This is a genomic window from Kitasatospora sp. NPDC056446, from assembly GCF_042796115.1.
GTDB lineage: Bacteria > Actinomycetota > Actinomycetes > Streptomycetales > Streptomycetaceae > Kitasatospora.
Genome location: NZ_JBHTRF010000066.1, coordinates 1 through 19167 on the forward strand (window position 1 = coordinate 1; position 19167 = coordinate 19167).

15 protein-coding genes and 1 tRNA gene are annotated in these 19167 nt (G+C 75.8%); 6 read left to right on the plus strand and 10 right to left on the minus strand.

Annotation, left to right across the window (positions count from 1 at the left end; translation table 11 throughout):
* Positions 1–25 precede the first annotated feature (25 nt).
* Positions 26–3364: a S41 family peptidase gene (locus ACFQ6N_RS30580; protein ID WP_380655975.1), complete on the minus strand. Its 3339-nt coding sequence runs from the start codon at positions 3362–3364 to the stop codon at positions 26–28.
* Positions 3365–3598: 234 nt separating this feature from the next.
* Here ACFQ6N_RS30580 and ACFQ6N_RS30585 point away from each other — a divergent pair, with 234 nt between their 5' ends.
* Together ACFQ6N_RS30585 and ACFQ6N_RS30590 are read left to right on the plus strand one after the other, a co-directional pair.
* Positions 3599–5326: a chitinase gene (locus ACFQ6N_RS30585; protein WP_380655978.1), complete on the plus strand. Its 1728-nt coding sequence runs from the start codon at positions 3599–3601 to the stop codon at positions 5324–5326.
* A 144-nt stretch (positions 5327–5470) separates the two neighbouring features.
* Complete coding sequence (locus ACFQ6N_RS30590; RefSeq protein ID WP_380655980.1) at positions 5471–6661, plus strand: MFS transporter; 1191 nt, start codon at positions 5471–5473, stop codon at positions 6659–6661.
* Positions 6662–6679: 18 nt separating this feature from the next.
* Here the strand turns inward: ACFQ6N_RS30590 and ACFQ6N_RS30595 are convergent, their stop codons facing one another.
* From ACFQ6N_RS30595 to ACFQ6N_RS30615, 5 genes are all read right to left on the minus strand, one after another.
* On the minus strand, positions 6680–7315 hold the full coding sequence (locus tag ACFQ6N_RS30595) for a DJ-1/PfpI family protein (RefSeq protein WP_380655983.1): 636 nt from the start codon (positions 7313–7315) through the stop codon (positions 6680–6682).
* Positions 7315–8286 carry a GlxA family transcriptional regulator gene (locus ACFQ6N_RS30600; protein WP_380655986.1) on the minus strand — a complete coding sequence of 324 codons (972 nt, stop codon included), beginning with the start codon at positions 8284–8286 and terminating at the stop codon, positions 7315–7317. The genes ACFQ6N_RS30595 and ACFQ6N_RS30600 overlap by 1 nt, the downstream gene beginning before the upstream one ends.
* 196 nt (positions 8287–8482) lie before the next feature.
* A tRNA-Lys gene (locus tag ACFQ6N_RS30605) sits at positions 8483–8556 on the minus strand.
* A gap of 68 nt (positions 8557–8624) precedes the next feature.
* Positions 8625–9182: a bifunctional DNA primase/polymerase gene (locus ACFQ6N_RS30610; protein ID WP_380655988.1), complete on the minus strand. Its 558-nt coding sequence runs from the start codon at positions 9180–9182 to the stop codon at positions 8625–8627.
* A 138-nt stretch (positions 9183–9320) separates the two neighbouring features.
* Positions 9321–9677 (minus strand): hypothetical protein, encoded by a 357-nt coding sequence (locus tag ACFQ6N_RS30615; RefSeq protein WP_380655990.1) that lies wholly within the window; start codon positions 9675–9677, stop codon positions 9321–9323.
* Positions 9678–10003: 326 nt separating this feature from the next.
* Between ACFQ6N_RS30615 and ACFQ6N_RS30620 the strand changes: the two genes are divergently transcribed.
* Positions 10004–10318, plus strand: coding sequence for a hypothetical protein (locus ACFQ6N_RS30620; RefSeq protein WP_380655993.1), 315 nt, complete (start codon positions 10004–10006; stop codon positions 10316–10318).
* Positions 10319–10360: 42 nt separating this feature from the next.
* On the opposite strand, the gene ACFQ6N_RS30625 is transcribed toward ACFQ6N_RS30620, so the two are convergent.
* From ACFQ6N_RS30625 to ACFQ6N_RS30635, 3 genes are read right to left on the minus strand one after another with little or no spacing between them, the layout of a single operon-like run.
* Positions 10361–11785, minus strand: a complete 1425-nt coding sequence (locus ACFQ6N_RS30625; RefSeq protein ID WP_380655995.1) for an AAA family ATPase — start codon at positions 11783–11785, stop codon at positions 10361–10363.
* Entirely contained in the window at positions 11782–13407 is a 1626-nt protein-coding gene (locus ACFQ6N_RS30630; protein WP_380655997.1) for a hypothetical protein, read from the minus strand. The genes ACFQ6N_RS30625 and ACFQ6N_RS30630 overlap by 4 nt, the downstream gene beginning before the upstream one ends.
* On the minus strand, positions 13404–14690 hold the full coding sequence (locus ACFQ6N_RS30635) for a hypothetical protein (RefSeq protein ID WP_380655999.1): 1287 nt from the start codon (positions 14688–14690) through the stop codon (positions 13404–13406). Before ACFQ6N_RS30635 ends, ACFQ6N_RS30630 begins: the two co-directional genes overlap by 4 nt.
* Positions 14691–14878: 188 nt before the next feature.
* Between ACFQ6N_RS30635 and ACFQ6N_RS30640 the strand changes: the two genes are divergently transcribed.
* Positions 14879–15535, plus strand: a complete 657-nt coding sequence (locus ACFQ6N_RS30640) for a histidine phosphatase family protein (protein WP_380656001.1) — start codon at positions 14879–14881, stop codon at positions 15533–15535.
* A gap of 102 nt (positions 15536–15637) precedes the next feature.
* Here the strand turns inward: ACFQ6N_RS30640 and ACFQ6N_RS30645 are convergent, their stop codons facing one another.
* Positions 15638–17260 carry a tetratricopeptide repeat protein gene (locus tag ACFQ6N_RS30645; RefSeq protein WP_380656003.1) on the minus strand — a complete coding sequence of 541 codons (1623 nt, stop codon included), beginning with the start codon at positions 17258–17260 and terminating at the stop codon, positions 15638–15640.
* 260 nt (positions 17261–17520) lie between these two features.
* On the opposite strand from ACFQ6N_RS30645, the gene ACFQ6N_RS30650 reads away from it, so the two are divergent.
* Both ACFQ6N_RS30650 and ACFQ6N_RS30655 read left to right on the plus strand, forming a co-directional pair.
* Positions 17521–18036 carry a hypothetical protein gene (locus ACFQ6N_RS30650; protein WP_380656006.1) on the plus strand — a complete coding sequence of 172 codons (516 nt, stop codon included), beginning with the start codon at positions 17521–17523 and terminating at the stop codon, positions 18034–18036.
* Between the two features lie 185 nt (positions 18037–18221).
* Complete coding sequence (locus ACFQ6N_RS30655; protein WP_380656007.1) at positions 18222–19130, plus strand: spermidine synthase; 909 nt, start codon at positions 18222–18224, stop codon at positions 19128–19130.
* The last annotated feature ends 37 nt before the right edge of the window (positions 19131–19167 follow it).

Consider the following 19167-nt stretch of genomic DNA (forward strand, 5'->3'; position numbering starts at 1 on the left):
CCCCGGGAGATGTCTCCCGGGGGTGTCACCCCGCCCGCGGCGGCAGCGGCGGGCGCCGCAGGTCCGGCCGGGGCGTGGACTCCGGCGGGGGTACGGCGGCCGGGGCGTCCTCCAGCAGTTCCAGGGCCAGCTGGACGGCGGCGACCAGTTCGGGGTGACGCCCCCGCGCCCAGTCCCGGGGGCTGCGCAGCACGTGGACGTCCGGCTCGACGCCCCGGTTCTCCACCGACCAGCCGAGCCCGCCGTCGAACCAGGAGGCGTTCTTCGGCACCGAGATCTGGGTGCCGTCGCCGAGGGTGTGCCGTCCGGACATGCCGACCACCCCGCCCCAGGTGCGGTTGCCGATCACCGGGCCGAGCCCGAGCAGCTTGATGGCCGCGATGATCACGTCCCCGTCCGAGCTGGTGGCCTCGTCGGCGAGGGCGACCAGTGGGCCGCGCACGGCGTGCCGCGGCCAGCGGACCGGTTGGCGGTCCCGGGTGAAGTCCCAGGCCAGGACGTGCCGGGTGAGTTTCTCCAGCACCAGTTCGGAGACGTTGCCGCCGGCGTTGCCCCGGACGTCCAGCACCAGCGCGGGCTTGTCGAGTTCGCGCCGCAGGTCCCGGTTGAACTGCGCCCAGCCGGAGCCGCCGAGGTCCGGGATGTGCAGGTAGCCGCACCGGCCGTCGCTGAACTCCCGTACCAGGGAACGGCGTTTGGCGACCCAGTCCTGGTAGCGGATGGGCCGTTCGTCGGTCAGCGGGGTGACCGCGATCCGCCGCACCGGGCCGTCCGGGCCGCTGCGCAGGGCCAGTTCGACGGTGGTGCCGCCGGTGCCGGCGAGCAGCGGCAGCGGTCCGCGCACCGGGTCGAGCGGGCGGCCGCCGACGGCGAGCAGTTCGTCGCCGTCCCGGACGCCCTGGGCGGCGAGCGGGGCGCGGGCGCGGGGGTCGGAGGACTCGCCGGGCAGCACCCGGTCGACGAGCCAGCGCCCGTCGGGGGAGCGGTGGGCGTTGGCGCCGAGCAGGCCGAGCGGCTGCTGGGCGAGGGAGGGGCCTTCGGCGCGCCGGGACGGGGTGACGTAGGCGTGCGAGGTGCCGAGTTCGCCGAGGAGTTCGCGCAGCAGGTCGGCGAAGTCGTCGGGTGAGCAGACGCGTTCCAGCAGCGGCTCGTACTGGGCGACCAGGGCGGGCCAGTCCAGTCCGGACATCCGCTCGTCCCAGAACTGGTCCCGGACGATCCGGGCGGCCTCGTGGTACGCCTGGCGCCATTCGGCGGCGGGGTGCACGGTGTGGGTGATCCGGCGCAGGTCGACGGTGGTGCCGGCGGAGGGGGCGGCGACCGGGAGGACCCGGAGCGTCCCGGCCGAGTAGACCGCGATCGAGCCGCCGTCGCCGGAGACCGCGTAGCCGTCGAGCTTGTCCACGAGCGTGCTGCGGGTGCCCCGGGCGAGGTCGAAGTGCTCCAGGGAGGGGCGGCCCGAGGTGTCCTCCGGGCCGGCGAAGGTCTGGCCGAGGGTGCCGGAGATCGGCCAGCGCAGCCAGACCAGGCCGCCGCGCACCGCGTCGGTGGCCGAGTACTTGGAGGCGATCACCGGGAACTGGAGCAGCCGCTCGCCGATGCCCTCCGGTTCGACCCGGACGGTGCCGTCGCCGTCGCCGTCCGCGCGCGGGGCGCCGTCCTCGACCGGTGCGGCGAACGGCGACGGCGTGTCGGCGGTGAGCGGGACGAGGTAGGGGCGGCAGCCGACCGGGAAGGAGAGGTCGCCGGTGTGCACGTCGTGGACCGGGTCGAAGCCGCGCCAGGACAGGAAGGCCAGGTAGCGGCCGTCCCGGGTGAACACCGGCTGCTCGTCCTCGAAGCGGCCGTCGGTGACCTCGGTGACCGCGGCGGGGGCGTCGGTGCGGGTGAGCCGGATCCGGCGCAGTGAGCGCCCGGCGGCCGGCTGGGACCAGGCGATCCAGTGCGAGTCGGGGGAGAACCGGGCGCTGGAGACCGGCCCGTACTCGGAGGCGGCCAGTTCGCGGACCTCGCCGTCGGCGGCGGAGACCAGCAGCAGCCGGCCGTCGGAGGAGACGGCGGCGAGCCGGCTGCCGTCGGGGGCGGCGGTGAGTTCCAGGACGCGGCCGAGCCGGCCGGCGGCGATCACCCGGTGACGGTGCGGCAGCCCGCCCCCGTGCCCGGGTCTCCCGTGGACGCCCTGCTGCCCGGGGGTGCCTTCGGGGCCGGGGTTGACCTGCTGCCCGGGGGTGTCCTCGGGATCCGGGTGGCCCCGGCGTCCCGGGGCGCCCTCGTGCCCGGGCAGCGGCACCACCTCGATCGCGTCGGCGCCCTCGGCGTCGGTGATCCAGGCGGCCTCGCCGGTGTGGCCGAGGATCACCGGCAGCCGGGTCCGTACGCCCGGGGTGTCGGCGAGGGCGCGGGCCGGGCCGTCCTTGTGGGTGAGCCAGTACTGGCTGCCGCGCACGGTGATCACCCCGGCCCGGCCGGTCCGGTCGCAGGCGAGGTCCTTGACCTGGGCGGCGGCGCCGACCTGGTACGGGCGGCGTCCGGCCCGGGCGCCGCCGAGCGGGACGCGCAGCCGGCGCGGGGCGGGGGCGTCGAGGCCGTCGAGCAGCCAGAGGTCGCCGGCGTGCTGGTAGACGATCCGGGTGCCGTCGGTGGCGGCCTCGCGGGCGTAGTAGGAGGCGTGGTCGGTGTGCCGGCGCAGGTCGGTGCCGTCGGGGCGGCAGGAGTAGAGGTTGCCGATGCCTTCGTGGTCGGAGAGGAAGGCGATCCGCTCGCCGAGGGCTCCGGTGACCGGCATGGGGGAGGCGAGGTGCCCGGTGTGGTCGGGCAGGATCCGTTCGCCGTCGGCCCAGAGCCGCCCGACGGCGCCGCCCCGGTAGCGCTTCCAGGCGGCGGGTTCGTGTGGGGCGGTGCCGGTGAGCAGCACGGTCCGCTCGCGGCTCATCTGGGCGTCGCCGACCGGGCCCCAGGGCATCCGGCGGCCGGGGGAGCCGTCCGGGGGCAGGGCGTGCGCCCAGGTGTAGTGGCCGAAGGGCTCGTGGAAGGAGGTGACGGCGAGTACCTCGCCGTCGGGCAGCCAACCGCGCACCCGGGTGTCGGGGCTGCCCCAGAAGCTGAGCCGGCGCGCCTCGCCGCCGTCGACGGGGGCGGTCCAGACCTCGGGGGTGAGGCTGGTCCAGCCGGTCCAGGCGAGGGTGGCGCCGTCGGGGGAGAAGCGGGGGTGGCTGACCCGGCTGCGGTCGCAGGTGACCCGCCAGGCCCGGCCGGTGACGGTGGCGGCGGCGTCCAGCGGGGCGATCCAGACGTCGTCCTCGGCGGTGAAGGCCAGCAGGCCGCCGTGCAGGTGGGGGTGGCGGAGGTAGCCGGGCGGGGTCACCCCTCCATCCTTCGACGGGGTGTCACACCCGGCAACCGGGGGAGGGGCCGCCGCTCGCCCGTCCGCCTCCGGGGCAGGCCCGAACCGGTCTGGACCATTGACACCGTACGGCCGGATCCACTTCAGTGGTCTAGTCCAACTAGGGTGCCAGGCCGGGCCGTTCCCCCCACTGGCGCGAGCTCCGGCGTGCCCTCGGACGTCCCCCACGAACCGTGCCACCGCAGGAGCGCCCGCATGCGCAGAACCACGCCCCCACGCCGCCGTGCCGCCCTGGCCGCCGGCACCGCCTCCGCCGTCGCCGCGGCCACCCTGGTCGGCGTCACCCTCGGCCTGGCCCCCACCGCCTCGGCCGGCGAGTTCCTGGTCAACGGCGGCTTCGAGACCGGCTCGCTCGGCCCCTGGAGCTGCAGCGGCGGCCTCGGCAGCGTCGTCACCAGCCCGGTCCACAGCGGCAGCCGCGCGCTCGCCGCCGCGGCCTCGGCCGGCGACACCGCCCAGTGCGGCCAGACCGTCACCGTCGCCCCCAACACCACCTACACGCTCAGCGCGTACGTCAACGGCTCGTACGTCTACCTGGGTGTGGACGGCGGCGGCCCCAGCACCTGGACGCCCGGCACCGGCGGGTCGTACCAGAAGCTCAGCGTCGCCTTCACCACCGGCGCCACCCAGACCAGCGCCACCGTCTACACCCACGGCTGGTACGGCCAGGGCACCTACTACGCGGACGACATCTCGCTGGACGGCCCCGGCGCCCCCAGTCCGACGCCCACGCCCACCGGGAGCGCCTCGCCGACCGCCACCGCCTCGCCGACCGCGACCCCGACCGGCACCCCGACCGGCACCCCGACCGGGACCCCGACGGGCACGCCCACCGGGACCCCGACGGGCACGCCCACCGGCACCCCGACCGGCACGCCCACCGGCACCCCGACCACCCCGGCCCCCGGCGGCCACACCCTGGTCGGCTACCTGCACGCCAGCTTCGCCAACGGCGCCGGCTACACCCGGATGGCCGACGTCCCGAACTCCTGGGACTTCATCAACCTCTCCTTCGGCGAGCCCACCTCCGTCACCTCCGGCGACATCCGCTTCAACCGCTGCTCGGCGACCGAGTGCCCGACCGTCGAGTCCGACGCCGACTTCAAGGCCGCCATCGCGGCCAAGCGCGCCCAGGGCAAGAAGGTGCTGATCTCGATCGGCGGCCAGAACGGCCAGGTCCAGCTGACCACCACGGCGGCCCGGGACACCTTCGTCAGCTCGGTCTCGGCGATCATCGACAAGTGGGGCCTGGACGGCCTGGACATCGACTTCGAGGGGCACTCGCTCTCCCTCAACACCGGCGACACCGACTTCAAGAACCCGACCAGCCCGGTCATCGTCAACCTGATCTCCGCGCTGAAGACCCTCAAGGCCAAGTACGGCCCGGGCTTCGTGCTGACCATGGCGCCGGAGACCTTCTTCGTCCAACTCGGCTACCAGTACTACGGATCCGGCCCCTGGGGAGGCCAGGACCCGCGGGCCGGGGCGTACCTGCCGGTCATCTACGCGCTGCGCGACGACCTCACCCTGCTGCACGTCCAGGACTACAACTCCGGCTCCATCATGGGCCTGGACAACCAGTACCACTCGATGGGCGGCGCCGACTTCCACGTCGCGATGACCGACCTGCTGCTCAAGGGCTTCCCGGTGGCCGGGAACACGGCCAACATGTTCCCGGCGCTGCCCGCCTCCAAGCTCGCCATCGGCATGCCGGCCACCACCAACGCGGGCAACGGCTACATCGCCCCGGCCGAGGTGGACAAGGCGCTGGACTGCCTCACCAAGCTCGCCAACTGCGGGACGTACGTGCCGCGTTCGGGCGCCCAGCCGAACCTGCGCGGGCTGATGACCTGGTCGATCAACTGGGACCAGTTCGGCGGCCGGGAGTTCTCCAAGAACTTCGACGGGTACTTCGGCCGCTGACCCGCTGACCCGCTGACCCGCTGATCCGCTGATCCGCTGATCCGCTGATCCGCTGATCCGGTGCGGTGCGGAGCCGTGCCGCGCTGTCTCCTACGGGAACCGTGCTTGAACCTCACACCGGTGTCAGGTCCAAGCATGGTTCCCATGGCGACCACACAGCTCCGCACCCCGGTACCCCCCACGTCCTTCCCGCTCCCCGCCCTGCTCGCCCTGGCCACCGCGGTCTTCGTCACCGCGCTCACCGAGACCCTGCCCGCCGGCGTCCTGCCGGGGATGGGCGAGGCCCTCGGGGTCAGCGAGTCGGCCGCCGGGCAGACCGTCACCGTCTACGCGATCGGGACCGCCGCCACCGCGATCCCGCTGACCGCGGCCACCGCCGGCTGGAACCGCAAGCGGCTGCTGCTCACCGCGATGGCCGGCTTCGCGGTGGCCAACACGGTGACCGCGGCCTCGACCAGCTACCCGCTGACGATGGCCGCCCGCTTCCTCGCGGGCGTCGCGGCCGGTCTCGCCTGGGCGCTGCTGGCCGGTTACGCCCGCCGGCTGGTGCCGGCCGAGCAGCAGGGCCGGGCGATGGCCGTCGCGATGGCGGGCGTGCCGGTGGCGCTGTCGCTGGGAGTGCCGATCGGCACGTTCCTCGGCCGGATGCTCGGCTGGTGGGTGCCCTTCCTGGCCATGACGGCACTGGCGGTCGGCGTGGTCGGGTGGATCGCGGCCCTGCTGCCCGGCCAGCCCGGGCAACCGGCCGGCGAGCGGGCGCCGGTCCGACGCGCGCTCACCGTGCCCGGCGTGCTGCCGGTGCTCGCCGTGACCGTGCTCTTCGTGCTCGCGCACACCATCCTGTTCACCTACATCGCGCCCTTCCTCGACCGGGCCGGCCTCGGTGGCGCCACCGGCACCGTGCTGCTGGTCTTCGGCCTGGCCTCGCTGGCGAGCATCTGGCTCACCGGCGCCCACATCCAGCGCCGGCTGCGGCAGTTGACGATCGGCGGCGCGCTGCTGGTCGCGGTGACGGCGGGCGTCCTCGCGGTGTGGTCCGGCAGCGCGCCGCCGGTGTACCTCGCGGCCCTGCTCTGGGGCCTCGGCTGGGGCGGCGCCCCGACCCTGCTGCAGACCGCCGTCGGCGACGCGGGCGGCGAGCAGCAGGACGCCGCCCAGGCGATGCTCGTCACCCTGTGGAACGCCGCGATGGCGGGCGGCGGCGTGGTCGGCGGCGTCGTCCTCGGCGGCCTGGGCACCGGCGCCCTGCCGTGGACGGTCCTCGCGCTGATGCTCCCCGTCCTCGCCCTGGTCGTCGGCGCCCGCCGCCACGGCTTCCCGGCCTCCCGCGGCTAGGTCGTCAGGAGACGGCCCCTACCGCAGCAGCAGCCCGTTCGACAGCAGCTCGGCGACCAGCTCGGGCGGGGCCGTGGCGGTCGAGCCCGTCGAGTACGGCGGCTGCGGGTCGTACTCGATGACCAGCTGGATCGCCTCCGCCGTCCGGTCGCCGGCCAGCCGGCCGGTCAGCGAGAGCGCCAGGTCGATCCCGGCGGAGACCCCGGCCGCGGTCGCGTACTTGCCGTCGACCACGATCCGCTCCGTCCCGGTGGGTTCGGCCCCGAACCGGGACAGGTCCTCCAGGCAGCACCAGTGCGAGGTGGCCCGGCGCCCCTTCAGCAGCCCGGCGGCGGCCAGGATCAGCGAGCCCGAGCAGACCGAGGTGGTCCAGGTGGTGGTCGCGTCGATCCGGCGCACCCACTCCAGGACGGCCGGGTCGGACAGCCGGGCCTCCGTCCCGGGGCCGCCGGGCACGAGCAGCAGGTCGGCCGAGTCCACCTCGTCCAGCGCGGCGTCGGCGGTGAGCGCCAGGCTCTTCATGTCGGTGCGCACCGGCCCGCGCCGGGCGGCGGTGAACACCACCTCGGCGCCGGGGATCCGGGACAGCACCTCGTACGGGCCGACCGCGTCCAGGGCGGTGAAGTCGTCGTACAGCAGGATGGCGATGCGCATCAGTGTCCTCCGTCGTGACTCGGGTGGAAGCGGCGTCGGTACTCGGCGGGAGGGGCGGCCAGGGTCCGGACGAAGGCGCGCCGCATCGCCTCCGGGGTGCCGTAGCCGCAGCGGCGGGCGATCTCCTCGATGCCGTCGTCGCTGTCCTCCAGCCGCCGCCGGGCGGCCTCCAGCCGGACGCCGTCCACGTACCGGCCGGGGGTGACCCCGACCTCGGCGGCGAAGGCGCGGGCGAAGTGCCGCGGCGACAGTGCGGAGCGGCGGGCCAGCGCCTCGACCGACAGGTCGGCCTCGGGGTGCTCGGCGATCCACCGCTGGACCTCGCGCAGCGGTTGCCGGTCCGCCACCTGGGCGGCCAGCTGGGTGCTGAACTGGGCCTGGTTGCCGGGCCGGCGCAGGAACACCACCAGGTGACGGGCGATCAGCAGGGCGACGTCCCGTCCGAGGTCCTCCTCGACCAGGGCGAGCGCCAGGTCGATCCCGGCGGTGACCCCGGCCGAGGTGGCGATGTGCCCGTCCCGGACGTGGATCGGATCGGGGTCCACCTCGACGTCCGGGTAGCGCCGGGCGAACGTGTCGCAGAACGCCCAGTGCGTGGTCACCCGGCGCCCGGCCAGCAGCCCGGCCTCGGCGAGCAGGAAGGCGCCGGTGCACACCGACACCACCCGCTCGGCCCGCCCGGCGAGCTCCCGGATCCGGGCCACCAGGGCGCGGTCCGGGGTCCTGGTGCCCAGCCCGCCGGGGACCAGCAGGGTGTGCACCGGTCCGGCCTCGGCGAGGTCCGCGTCCGGCAGCAGCCGCAGCCCGCTGGTGCTGCGCACCGGCCCGCCGCCCGGCGAGGCGGTGGTCACCCGGTACGCGTCGGGCTGCCCGGACGCGGCGGACGCGCCCGCGAACACCTCCGCGGGGCCGGTCACATCCAGGCTCTGCACGCCCTCGTAGAGGACGACCAGCACGCTGCGTGCGCTCATGCGGCCAGCCTGTCAGCGGGCCGGCGCGGCAGCAATGACCGGCTTCCCACCTTTCCTGCCATCGCGGGCGGGTGCGGGTGCGGGTGCGGCTCGGGCTCGCGGCCCGCAGCCGGAACGCCGGAAACGCCGGAAACGCCGGAAACGCCGGAAACGCCGGAAGGCCCCTCGCTTTCGCAAGGGGCCTTCCGGCTGTCTGTGCGCCGCCAGGGACTCGAACCCCGGACCCGCTGATTAAGAGTCAGCTGCTCTAACCAACTGAGCTAGCGGCGCCTGCTGACAGAGAAGACTCTAGCAGCGCCGTGCGGCCGGGCCAAAATCGAATACCGGCCGCCCCGCGTTCACCCGCCGGTCACGGCGGCCTGCCCGGCGGACACCGGCGCCACCGGCTCGCGGGCCGCCCGCACGCAGGCCCACAGCACCACCGAGGCGCCGGGCAGCCAGGGCTCCCGGTCCTCCGGGGCGACGATCCACCGGCCCGCGCCCAGGCCGGGGGAGTCCGGGCTGTTCACCATCCGCTGCAGCGGCGGCACGGTCACCGCGTCGCCCTTGCCGTGGCACAGCAGTGGCGGCACGTCCCGGGCCCACTCCTCCCAGGCCAGCAGCCGGCGCAGCCGGGGCGCCGCGCCCGGCCGGACGAACAGCAGGGTCCGCCCCCGGTGGCTCGCGACCGGCCCGCAGCCCGGCCCGGAGGCCCACAGCTCGTCCAGTACCCGGCGGCCGAACAGCGCCGGCATGCTGATCACGTCGAAGGCGCGCCCGCAGGGCAGCACCGAGGGCGCCCACGGGCGGGTCTCCCAGAGGGCGCGCATGCTGCGCGGGTACTCGCTGGCGGAGGCCAGCCAGGCCTCCCCGGCCACGCTGACGTACTCCACCGACTGATGCGTCCAGATGTCCACGCACAGCAGCCTGCGCCGGGTGCGCACCCGGCGTGGCGGAAAGGGCCGTTCGTCGGACAGGGCGGCGGGGAACGGCGTACCCTTCCCCGCCGCGCATATGCCAGCGGCCCGTGCGCGGGATGCCGCGCGGGAGTGGGCTCAGTCCTCGTGGCGGCGCGGCTGGAGCAGGCCGCGGCCGTACTCGACCATCTTGGCGGCGTAGTCCGGGGTCCAGTCCGCCCGCCGGGCGATCTCCGCGTCCGGCAGCGCGTCGAACCGGCGCGGGTCGGCGAGCTGGGCGGCGGCGACCGCCTGGAAGTCCGTGGCCCGCTCGGCGGCGGCCCGGAACGCCAGGGCCAGCTCGGTGGAGCGGCGCAGCAGCTCCGCCGGGTCCTCGATCGACTCCAGGTCGAAGAATCGTTCCGGCTCCGGTTCGTCGGACTGCGGTTCGAACAGCAGCTGCACCGGACGCAGACGCCTGGTGGGCTCGGTCGACTCTGTAGGGGAGTCGGGCATGGACGGACACCTCCGGGGTCTCGGTGGGGCGGGCTCGACCGCACCGGGCTGCGCCGCCCGGGCTGTGGCCGCCGTCCATTGTCTCGCGGCGGTGGCCGGTAGCGGAACGGTGCGCGTGCGGGCGCTATTCCCCGATGTGCGCCGGGGGCACGCCTCGGGCGCCGCGCATCCGGATCGCATGCGAACCGGTTGTTCGGGTGGGAGGTCGTCCTCGGGCCGCCCCGCCGCCCGGCGGCTCCGAGTCACCCCGAGTCACCCCGAGTCACCGCGAGCCGTTCCCAGCCACCCCCCGCATCCATCGAAATCCATCGAACCGGGAGTTCCCCGTGCACGTCTCCAAGGCCCTGTCCGGCTGCCTCCTGCCAGCCGCCGTCGTCCTCGTCCCGCTGCTTCCGGCGGCCGCACCGGCCTCCGCCGCCGAGACGGCCGAGGTCGTCTCCGGCCCGCCGAGCACCCCCGGTGGCGTCTCCACCGCGACCTGCCGGCCCGGCACGCACCTCACCGGCGGCGGCTACCGGCTCCAGCCCGACGCGGACGGACCGGTCCGCGCCAGCGGGCCGACCGCCGACGCCACCGGCTGGAGCGCCCAGGCGGAGCGGGGCTCGGTGGTGGCCTTCGCGGTCTGCGAGACGGAGGACTGAGTGGCCGGTCCGTTCGGCGAGGGCCCAAGCACCGTTGCGGTACTAGCGCAGGTGGACCCGGTGGCCGCGCAGGTGGTGCAGCACCTGGTGGTTGGCCTCCCAGCCGTCCGGGAACGCGACCGGCACGCCCAGCTGCACCGGTTCGGTGGCGGGGTGCTCGTCCAGCAGTTCGGCGATCCCGGCCCGGGCCACCACGATGCAGGCGTGCCGGTGGCGGGAGGCGAGCACGCAGAGCCGGCCGGTCTCCAGGTGGAAGGCGGTCGCGTCGGGGCGGCCGGAGAGCGGGTGCAGCACCACGGTGACGTCGTACTCGCGGCCCTGCAGCCGGTTGGCGGTGTCCACCGTGACGGCCGGACCGGCGGCGCCGTCCACCGGGACGCCGACCGTGAGCAGGGCCGCGCGCACCGCCGCCGCCTGGTCGCGGTGGGCGGTGCCGATCGCGATCCGGTCGGCGGTGAGAGGTGCCTCGCCCTGCTCGGAGTGCGCCGTCAACCCGCGCTCCAGCAGTCGGCGGACGGTGGCCGCGACCGCCGCCACAGCCTGCGGATCGGTCCGTACCGTGTGCCGGGCGGGCAGCTCCAGCAGCGCCCAGCCGTGCTCGGCGGCCCGGTCGATCGCCGCGTCCAGCGCCGATCCGTCGGGGCGGACGGCGGCGGTCAGCCGGCGGTCGTCCTGGCCGGTGCCGGAGCGGAACGGCGTGTACGGGTAGAAGGCCCGGGAGATCAGCGGCGCCGCGCTGGCGGGCAGCCGCCAGGAGACCGGCAGCCGGTGCGGCTCGATCTGCGGGTTGTGCGCCAGCATGGTGACCACGGCGCTGCCGGACGGGTCGTACGACAGGCCGGCCCACTGCTCGGTGCCGACCACGGTGAACGGGTCCAGCTGGCCCGGGTCGCCGACGAACAGCGCCCGCTCGAACAGCCGGGCCACCGCGAGCAGGGCGTCCGAGCGCATCTGGTACGCCTCGTCGACGATCGCGTGCCGCCACGGGGCCTCCGTTCGGACCCACTGCCACTTGGCCGCGGTGGAGATCACCACGTCGTGCTCCAGTAGGTCGGCGACCTTGTCGGAGGGCGTGACGGCGGCGTGCTTCAGCACCTCGGGGCCGGGCCGGGAGTCCGCGGCGTGCAGCCGGCCGATCGTCAGCCCCGGCGCCTTCTCGGCCAGCCGGCCGACCAGGTCGTCCACCTGGCCGTTGGTCTGGGCGACGATCATCAGCCGCTCGCCCGCTTCGACCAGCTCGCGGGCGGCCCGTACCACGAGCGTCGACTTCCCGGCACCGGGCGGGGAGTCCACCACCACGCCGCGCGGGGCGCCGACCGGCGGGTGGACGGTCGCCGCCAGGATCCCGGCCACGGCCGCGTCGGCGGCCGCGCCCGGGTCCTGCCCGGGGTCGGTGCCGGGCGCGCCGCCGGTGCCGGGGGCGGTGCCGGTGCCGTGGCTGCTGTCGGGGGTCGGCCGGGCCGTCATTCCCACTCCTCGGAGGCGGTCGGGGCGGGTGCGGCCGCGGTGCCGGGCGGGCCGCCGTGCGTCCACGGGGTGTCGTCCGGCTCGGGCAGCGGCGCGGACTGGCGGACCGTCAGCTCGAACAGGGTGAAGGTGACCGACTCGCCGGGCTCGGGCAGGCTGCCCGGCTCAGGATCCTTCCGGCGGCCCATGCCGGACAGCACCCGCAGGGTCACGGTGCCCTCGGCGGCGTCGACCGCCACGATCCGGGCCTTCTGCGCGGACGGCGCCGCCCCGGCCTCCGAGCGGGCGGCCCCCCACACCCGGTGCGCCTCCCGGCCGGGGTCCGCGTGCGGACGGTCGGCGGTGCGCAGGGTCACCAGCGGGCGGGGCTTGGGCGAGCGGCCGGTGGTGTCCCAGTCCGGCACCACCTCCGTCACCACACCGCTGAACGCCTCGCCGGCCAGGCGGTGCTCGGCCATCGCCAGCGGATCGTCCAGGGCCTCCTGGACGTCCAGCCGGGCCTGCTCGCGCTCGCGCTGGGCGAGCTTGCGGGCCGCCGTGACGGCGTCGTCCTGCCGGGGCTGCGGCGGCTCGCCGGCCGCCAGGCGGTCCCGGTGGCCGGTGTAGGACCAGCGGTCGCCGGTCCAGCGCTCCGCCAGGTGACCGGCCGGCGGCAGGGTGCGCAGCAGGTCCAGCCCCTGCCAGACGTCCCGCCAGGTGGGCAGCAGGACGGCTGTCAGCACCTCCTCCACCTGCCCGGCCGCGGCCCGCACGGCCGCCCGGGCGCGCTCGGCGGCGGCCTCGTCGCCCTGCTCGGTGCTGTGCCGCAGGGCACCCACGGCGGAGTCGTAGCGGGTGATCGCCGGGGCGAGCACCGACTCGTCGAAGCGGGGGTCGGTGGCCGGGCCGGCCGGCGGGTGCAGCAGCTGCCCGTGCTCGTCCCGGGCGGACTCGGCCAGCTCGGCCGCCTCGGCGCCGGTCAGCCCGGGCGGCGGACCGTGCCAGGCGAGCCGGGCGGCCAGGTGCTGGTCCTCCAGGTGGCTCTGGCCGGTGGCCCAGTGCCGGGCCAGCAGCCCGGTCATCGGCAGCAGCAGGCTGGAACCGGGCACCTGGGCGCGGTCGGTGAGGTGGGTCAGCCAGCGGCCGAGCAGCGGCACCCGGACCGGCGCCGGGTACGGGCCCGGCTCGTCGTCCTCGACGGTGCGGCGGAAGCGGGTCGAGCGGCCGATCAGCGCGAGGTGCTGCACGCCCGCGCTGTTGGGCACGATCAACTGCGGGGCGTCCGCGCACAGTTCGCGGAACACCTGGGTCTTCTCGCCGGTCTCCGGGTCCTTCTCGGAGCCCTCGATCTGCTCGACGTCGTCGGCGAAGGACTCCAGGTAGGGCAGCAGGTCGGCGGCCAGTTCGGCGAGGAAGTCGAACCGCAGGGTGCGGTTGAGCGGCTGCGGCACCAGGTGCAGCCGGGGCGTGTCCCGGTCGGTGCCCAGCAGCACGGCGAGCGGCGCGCCGGCCTCGCCGGCGGCGGTCAGCGGCACCAGCACCATCGGGCGGTCGGACAGGTGCCGGTGCCGGACGGTGGCCAGCGGCTCGGCCCGGCCGCTGCGGACGGCTTCCAGGCGGGCGAGGGTGGTGAGCAGGCTCATCGCGCTCCCGGCATTTCCGGTGTTCCAGGCGTTCCAGGTGCTACCGGTGCTTCCGGCGTTTTCGGCGGTTCCGGTGCTCGCGGCGCTCCCAGGGCCTCCAGGGCCTCCGCGCGCAGGGCCGCCGCGTAGGCCAGGCGCTCCGCCGCGTCCTCCGCACCGTCGAGGTCACCGCTCTTCGTACCGGCGGCGGCCAGCGCCTCGGCGACCGTCCGGATGCTGCCCAGCTCGCCGCGCACGCCCCGGCCGAGCTGCTCGACCCGGTCGTCGCAGCGGGCCCGGGCGCGGCAGTGGAAGCCGAGCTCGCAGGTGGAGAGGCAGTCCGGGCTGTACGCGGAGGGCACCGCCTCGACCGAGGCGGTCAGCTCCTCGGCCGACCGGGCCGGCACGCCCGCGTCGTCGGACGCCAGGTCGAAGTCCGTGTCCGGCGGCATCGCGTCCAGCAGCCGGCCGATGCCGGTCATCCGGCCCAGCTGGCGGCGGGTGGTGGCCAGCTCGCGGCGGACGTCGACGGCGACCGCCGTCGGCCGGTTGCCGAAGTCCTTGGGGCAGACCAGCAGCACGCTCGTCCGGGGACTGCCCGGCAGCCGCTGCTCGGTGTACGGGTCGTCGGTGAGCGGCTGCCCGGCCGCCGCGGCGGCGGCCTGCTGGAGCGCCAGCACGTACACCGCGGCCTGGCGGGCGGCGGCGCCGACCTTGGCCGGGTCCGCGCTGCCGTCGAGCACCGGGAAGGACTTGATCTCGACCACCGTGCAGCGCCCGCCGTGCACCACGACCGCGTCGGGCTCCAGGTAGGCGGTGCTGCCCGCCACGTCCAGGCGCAGCAGCGGGTGGTCCAGCAGCGTCCAGGCCCCGGGGTCGGCGGCGGCCCGGGCCAGTGCCTGGGCCGTCCGGTCGGCGCGGACGGCCGGGCCGGAGCGCTGCAGCAGGTCCGGCACCTCCAGCGGGGCGTGGCCGTCGACCGGGACGTCGAGATGGCGGCGCAGCGGCTCCAGCAGCGCGGCGTAGTCGTCCGCCTTCAGCCGGGACTCGAAGATCACGCCGCGGGCGATCGCGAACGGTGACTGGCCGAAGGGGGCGGGGCGGCCGAGTCGGGCGGCCAGCGCCGTCTTGTCGACCCCGGCCGCGTCGAGCACCGCGCGGCGGTGGCAGCCCGGATTGGCGGCGAGCGCGGCGAGGGAGCGGGCGTTCAGACTGCGCTGCTGGGCCGGTCCGCGCAGCTCCGCGAGCCGCTGGGAGAGCGGCTCAGCGGACCCGCCGGGCGGGACGTTCGTCGAGACGTTCATGGTGCGGCCCAGTGTCGCATCCGGGTCCGACAATGCGGTACGGACCGGCCGTTCACGGCCGGAACCGGTGCCCGGCGGCCCTCCGCACCGGCCCGCGATCGTGGCCGCGGCCCCGGTGGGGGATCATGGAACCCGGTGCTCAATGGTGAGTCCGACCGTCGCCACCGCCCTGCTGCGAGGAGCCCCTCATGCCCGCCCGAATCGTGCTGGTCCGCCACGGCGAGACCGAGTGGTCCGCCACCGGCCGCCACACCGGCCGCACCGACATCCCGCTGACCGAGGAGGGCCGCGCGATGGCCCGGGCCCTCGGCGCCCGCCTCGCCAAGGCCCCCTGGAACGGGCTGCCGGACGCGCTCGTCTACACCAGCCCGCTCGACCGCGCCAAGGAGACCTGCGCGCTGGCCGGCTTCGGCGACCGCGCGGTGGAGCGCCCGGAGTTGCTGGAGTGGGACTACGGCCAGTACGAGGGCCGCACCGGCGCGGACATCCGGGCCGCCGACCACCCCGGCTGGCTGATCTGGCGCGACGGCGTGCCCGGCGGCGAGAAGCTCTCCGACGTGGCCGCCCGGGTCGACTCCTTCCTCGCCGGCCTCCACGAGGAGCACGGCGTCCCGGACCCGGACACCACCGTGATGCACTGCGCCGACCGGGACGTCGTCCTGTTCGCGCACGGCCACCTGCTGCGCATCCTGACCGCCCGCTGGCTCGGCCTGCCGCCCGAGTTCGCCCAGCGGTTCAAGCTCGGCACGGCCGCGCTCTGCGTGCTGTCCTGGGAGTACGGCGCCCCGGCCGTGGAGATCTGGAACGACCTCTCCCACCTGGACGGGCTGAACGCCGGGCACTGAGCCGCCAGGGGCGGGCGTCGCCGGTCCGGCCGTCGCGGGTCCGGTCGTCGCCGGTCCCTTCGCCGGTCCCTTCGCCGGTCCGGCCGCCGGTCCGGCCGTCGTTCAGGCGGCGGCCGCCCGGTCGTACTCGCCCAGGAACCGGCGTACTTCGGGCACCCCGGCGTGCGGGCGCAGCCGTCCGGCGGTGTCCGCCAGCATGCTCCGGATCCGGGCCGAGCGGACGTCGCCGAACAGGGCGACGGCGGACGAGCCGTGGTACGCGGCGCCCGCCAAGTCCCCCCGGCCGAGCCGGTCGTGGGCCAGCTCGGCGGTGTACAGCACCCGGTTGCGGACGAAGCGCGGCTCCTGCAGCGTTATGGCCAGCCCGGCCTGTTCGCTGGCGCGGTCCCAGTCGCCGAGCGCGGACCAGCACTGCGACTGGAGGCCGGCGATCTCGGCCTCGCCGAAGAAGGACATCCACTCCGGATCGGCCTCGGAGCGCCCCCGGTCGAACAGCGCGTACGCCCGGCCGAGCGCGCGCTCGCAGGAGGCGCGGTCCTGGAGCAGGGCCCAGGCGCCGGCCTCGCGCATGGTCAGCAGGGCGAGCAGTCGGTCGGAGCCGAGCTCCCGGGCGGCGACCTGCCCGGCCTGGGCGGCGCGCAGCGCCTCGCGCGGGCGTCCGGCGTCCCGGGCGAGGAAGGCGCTGTTGCAGAAGACGTGCGCCTCCAGTGCGGAGTCCCCGGCCATCCGCGCGGTGGCCAGTGCCTCGGCGTAGAACGAGCGGGCGTCCGCGAGCCGGTTCGAGTCGTGCGCCAACCAGCCCACCGAGATGGCGAGTTCGCCGGCCCCGGCCTGGAGCCGGCGCTCCGTCTCCTCGCTGTAGTCGCCCTCGTTGAGCAGCACGTACGCATGGCGCAGCGACTGCCCGGCGAGTTCGTACAGGGTGTCGGCGCCGTGCGCGTCGTCGGCCGACCGGATGTCCCGGACGGCCTGTTCGACGCCGAGCACCTCGGCGGCGCCGATCCGGCGCAGCGGCGGCACCGGCCCGGGCCGGCCGGGCACCAGCGGTTCGTCGTGGAGCAGCGGCGGTGCGGTGAACTCCGCACTGCGGGGAGCGCCTTGGCCGGTGGGGGCACCGGAGGCGCCGTCGGCACCGGCCTGGCGACCGGCGGCCGCGGCCGGCCGGTCGATGCCGATCACGGCGGCCAGCGCGGTGGTGCCGCCGGCCAGGAAAGTACGGCGACGCACGTCGTCGTTCTCCTCGTCGAGATAGGGCGATCCATCGGGCCCCCGGGGCACCGTGCCGGGGCTCGGCCACGGGGGCCCGTCCGGAGCGGCTGGATCCGCGTACGGCGAGGCAGCGTACGGGAGTTGAGTGGAGAGTGGTGAGCGCGGGGCGGGCAGGGGCAGGAACGGCGGGTGGAGCGGGGGTGCCCCGGCCGGCCCTCCGCCGCCGTCCGTCGAGCGGCGGCGGACGGCGGTCCGGGAGGCGAAGCCGAGGTCGTCGAGCGTGCGGTCCGGCCACATGTGCCGGAAGACCCGCTCGTAGGCGTAGTTGGGACAGCGGATCTCACCGGACTCGACCCGTCCGACGTAGCGGGCGTCGCAGGACACGTGCTCGCCGATCTCGCGGGCCGCCCGGCGCACCGCCATGGCGAACTCGCCGGGCGAGCGGTCGCCGCGCAGGGCGCGCATCACGGTGTTGGGGGTCGGTCGGTTCGGCTCGGCCGGTGGGGTGGCTGCCATGGCGCCGAGAGTACTCGGAGTCACCAGGTGGCCACAGTGGGTTGGCAGGACATGTGCTGACAATCCCGGGCAAAGCGGGCGATGTTGCGGGATATCTGCCATGAAATGCCATGCCCTGCTGTAAGGCGCCCCGTGGCCTGAGGTGCGTGCACCGCGTTGTCCTGATACGTGGAAGCCCAGGCCGTCGCCCCGGTCCGTCCCAGCCCGGTGGCCCCTCCGGGCGGCCGAGCTTCCGGATCCGACGAGGTACAGGAGGGCCCATGATGGCCACCGGACTGCCGCAGCACCGACCCGTCGCCGGGGGCGTGCTCGCCGGCGCAGCCCCCGCCCTGCTCCCCGACCCCGCCGACGACCGGATCCCCGGCCGGGGTCCGGTCGAGGGCGGGCGCGCCCCCCGCGGCGGCTCCCGGCGCGAGCGCACCGGCCCCGACGAGGGCACCCTCCTCACCGCCTGCGACACGGTGACGGTCGCCCTGCGGCACGGCCTGGAAGCCGTCGACATCCTGAGACTGCGCCGCGCCTGCGGGGCCGTGCTGCAGAGCCGCAACGGCAGCACGGTCACCTTCCTCGTCCCGGCCGGCACCTGGGAGACCTGGCACCTGCCCGGCAGCTCCTGTACGGCGGGGGCGCTCGTCCCCGCCGCCACCGACCCGCGCTGGGTCATCCCGCCCTCCGGCTCCGGCTGCACCGCGCGCCCCACCGACGCCTGGGTGCTCCGTTCCGCCCTCTGCGAGGCCGCCTGCACGCTCACCGCAGGCGGCCTCGGTCCGTTCTAGGGCCCGTCCGCACGCCCCCTCCGCAGGCCCCGGGCCCGTCCCCGCGGGCGTGCCGCGCGGATCCCGCCGGGCCCGCGAGCACCGCCCGACCCGTCGGCCCGATCCCCCCGGCACGGTCCTGACCTGCTGGTCCGAACCGTCGGGCGGTCCGGTGGGGCCGTCCCGGGGCGGCGATAATGGCCGTCATGGGACGAAGCAGCAGCAGATCCGCCCGTAGCGACGAACCGGCGGCCACCACCGGCCCGGGCGGGCGCACCCACGCCCAGGGCCCGCTCAGCCGTCCCGTCGGCTCCGGCCTGGCCGAACTGCGGCCCGACCGCGACCGGCCCTCCGCCTGGTCGCTGCTGATCGACGGCGCCCCGCAGTCCCTGGTCGACCTGGCCGACCCCACCCACCTCGGCTTCGAGTACCAGCGCCGACTCGGCCACCTGATCGACCTGGTCGCCCCGGCCGGCCGGCCGCTGACCGTCCTGCACCTCGGCGGCGGCGCCCTCACCCTGGCCCGCTACACCGCCGCCACCCGGCCGCGGTCCCGCCAGCAGGTGGCCGAGATCGACACCGCGCTCACCGAACTCGTCCGCACCGAGCTGCCGTTGGAGCGCGGCTGGCAGATCAAGGTGCGCGGCGGGGACGCCCGCAGCGTGCTGGAACGCACCCCCGAGGGCACCGTCGACCTGGTGATCACCGACGTCTTCTCCGGGGCCCGCACCCCGGCGCACTGCACCACGGTCGAGTTCACCGCCCTCGCCGCCCGCGCCCTCGCCCCCGGCGGCTGGTACGCCGCCAACATCGCCGACGGCGGGGCCCTGCCCTTCGCCCGCTCCCAAGTCGCCACCCTGGGCGCGGTCTTCCCCGAACTCTGCCTGATCGCCGACCCCGCCGTCCTGCGCGGAAAGCGCTTCGGCAACCTCGTGCTGGCCGCCGCCCACGCCCCGCTTCCGGTCGCCGACCTCACCCGCCGCGCCGCCTCCGACCCCTCCCACGGCCGGGTCGAACACGGCCGCGCCCTCGCCGACTTCGCCGCCGGAGCGGCCCCGGCCACGGACGCCACGGCGGCGCCCTCGCCCGAGCCGCCGCCGGGCGTCTTCCGCTGAGCCGGGGCCGGCCGCTGCGGGGCCGTACGGGCTCCGC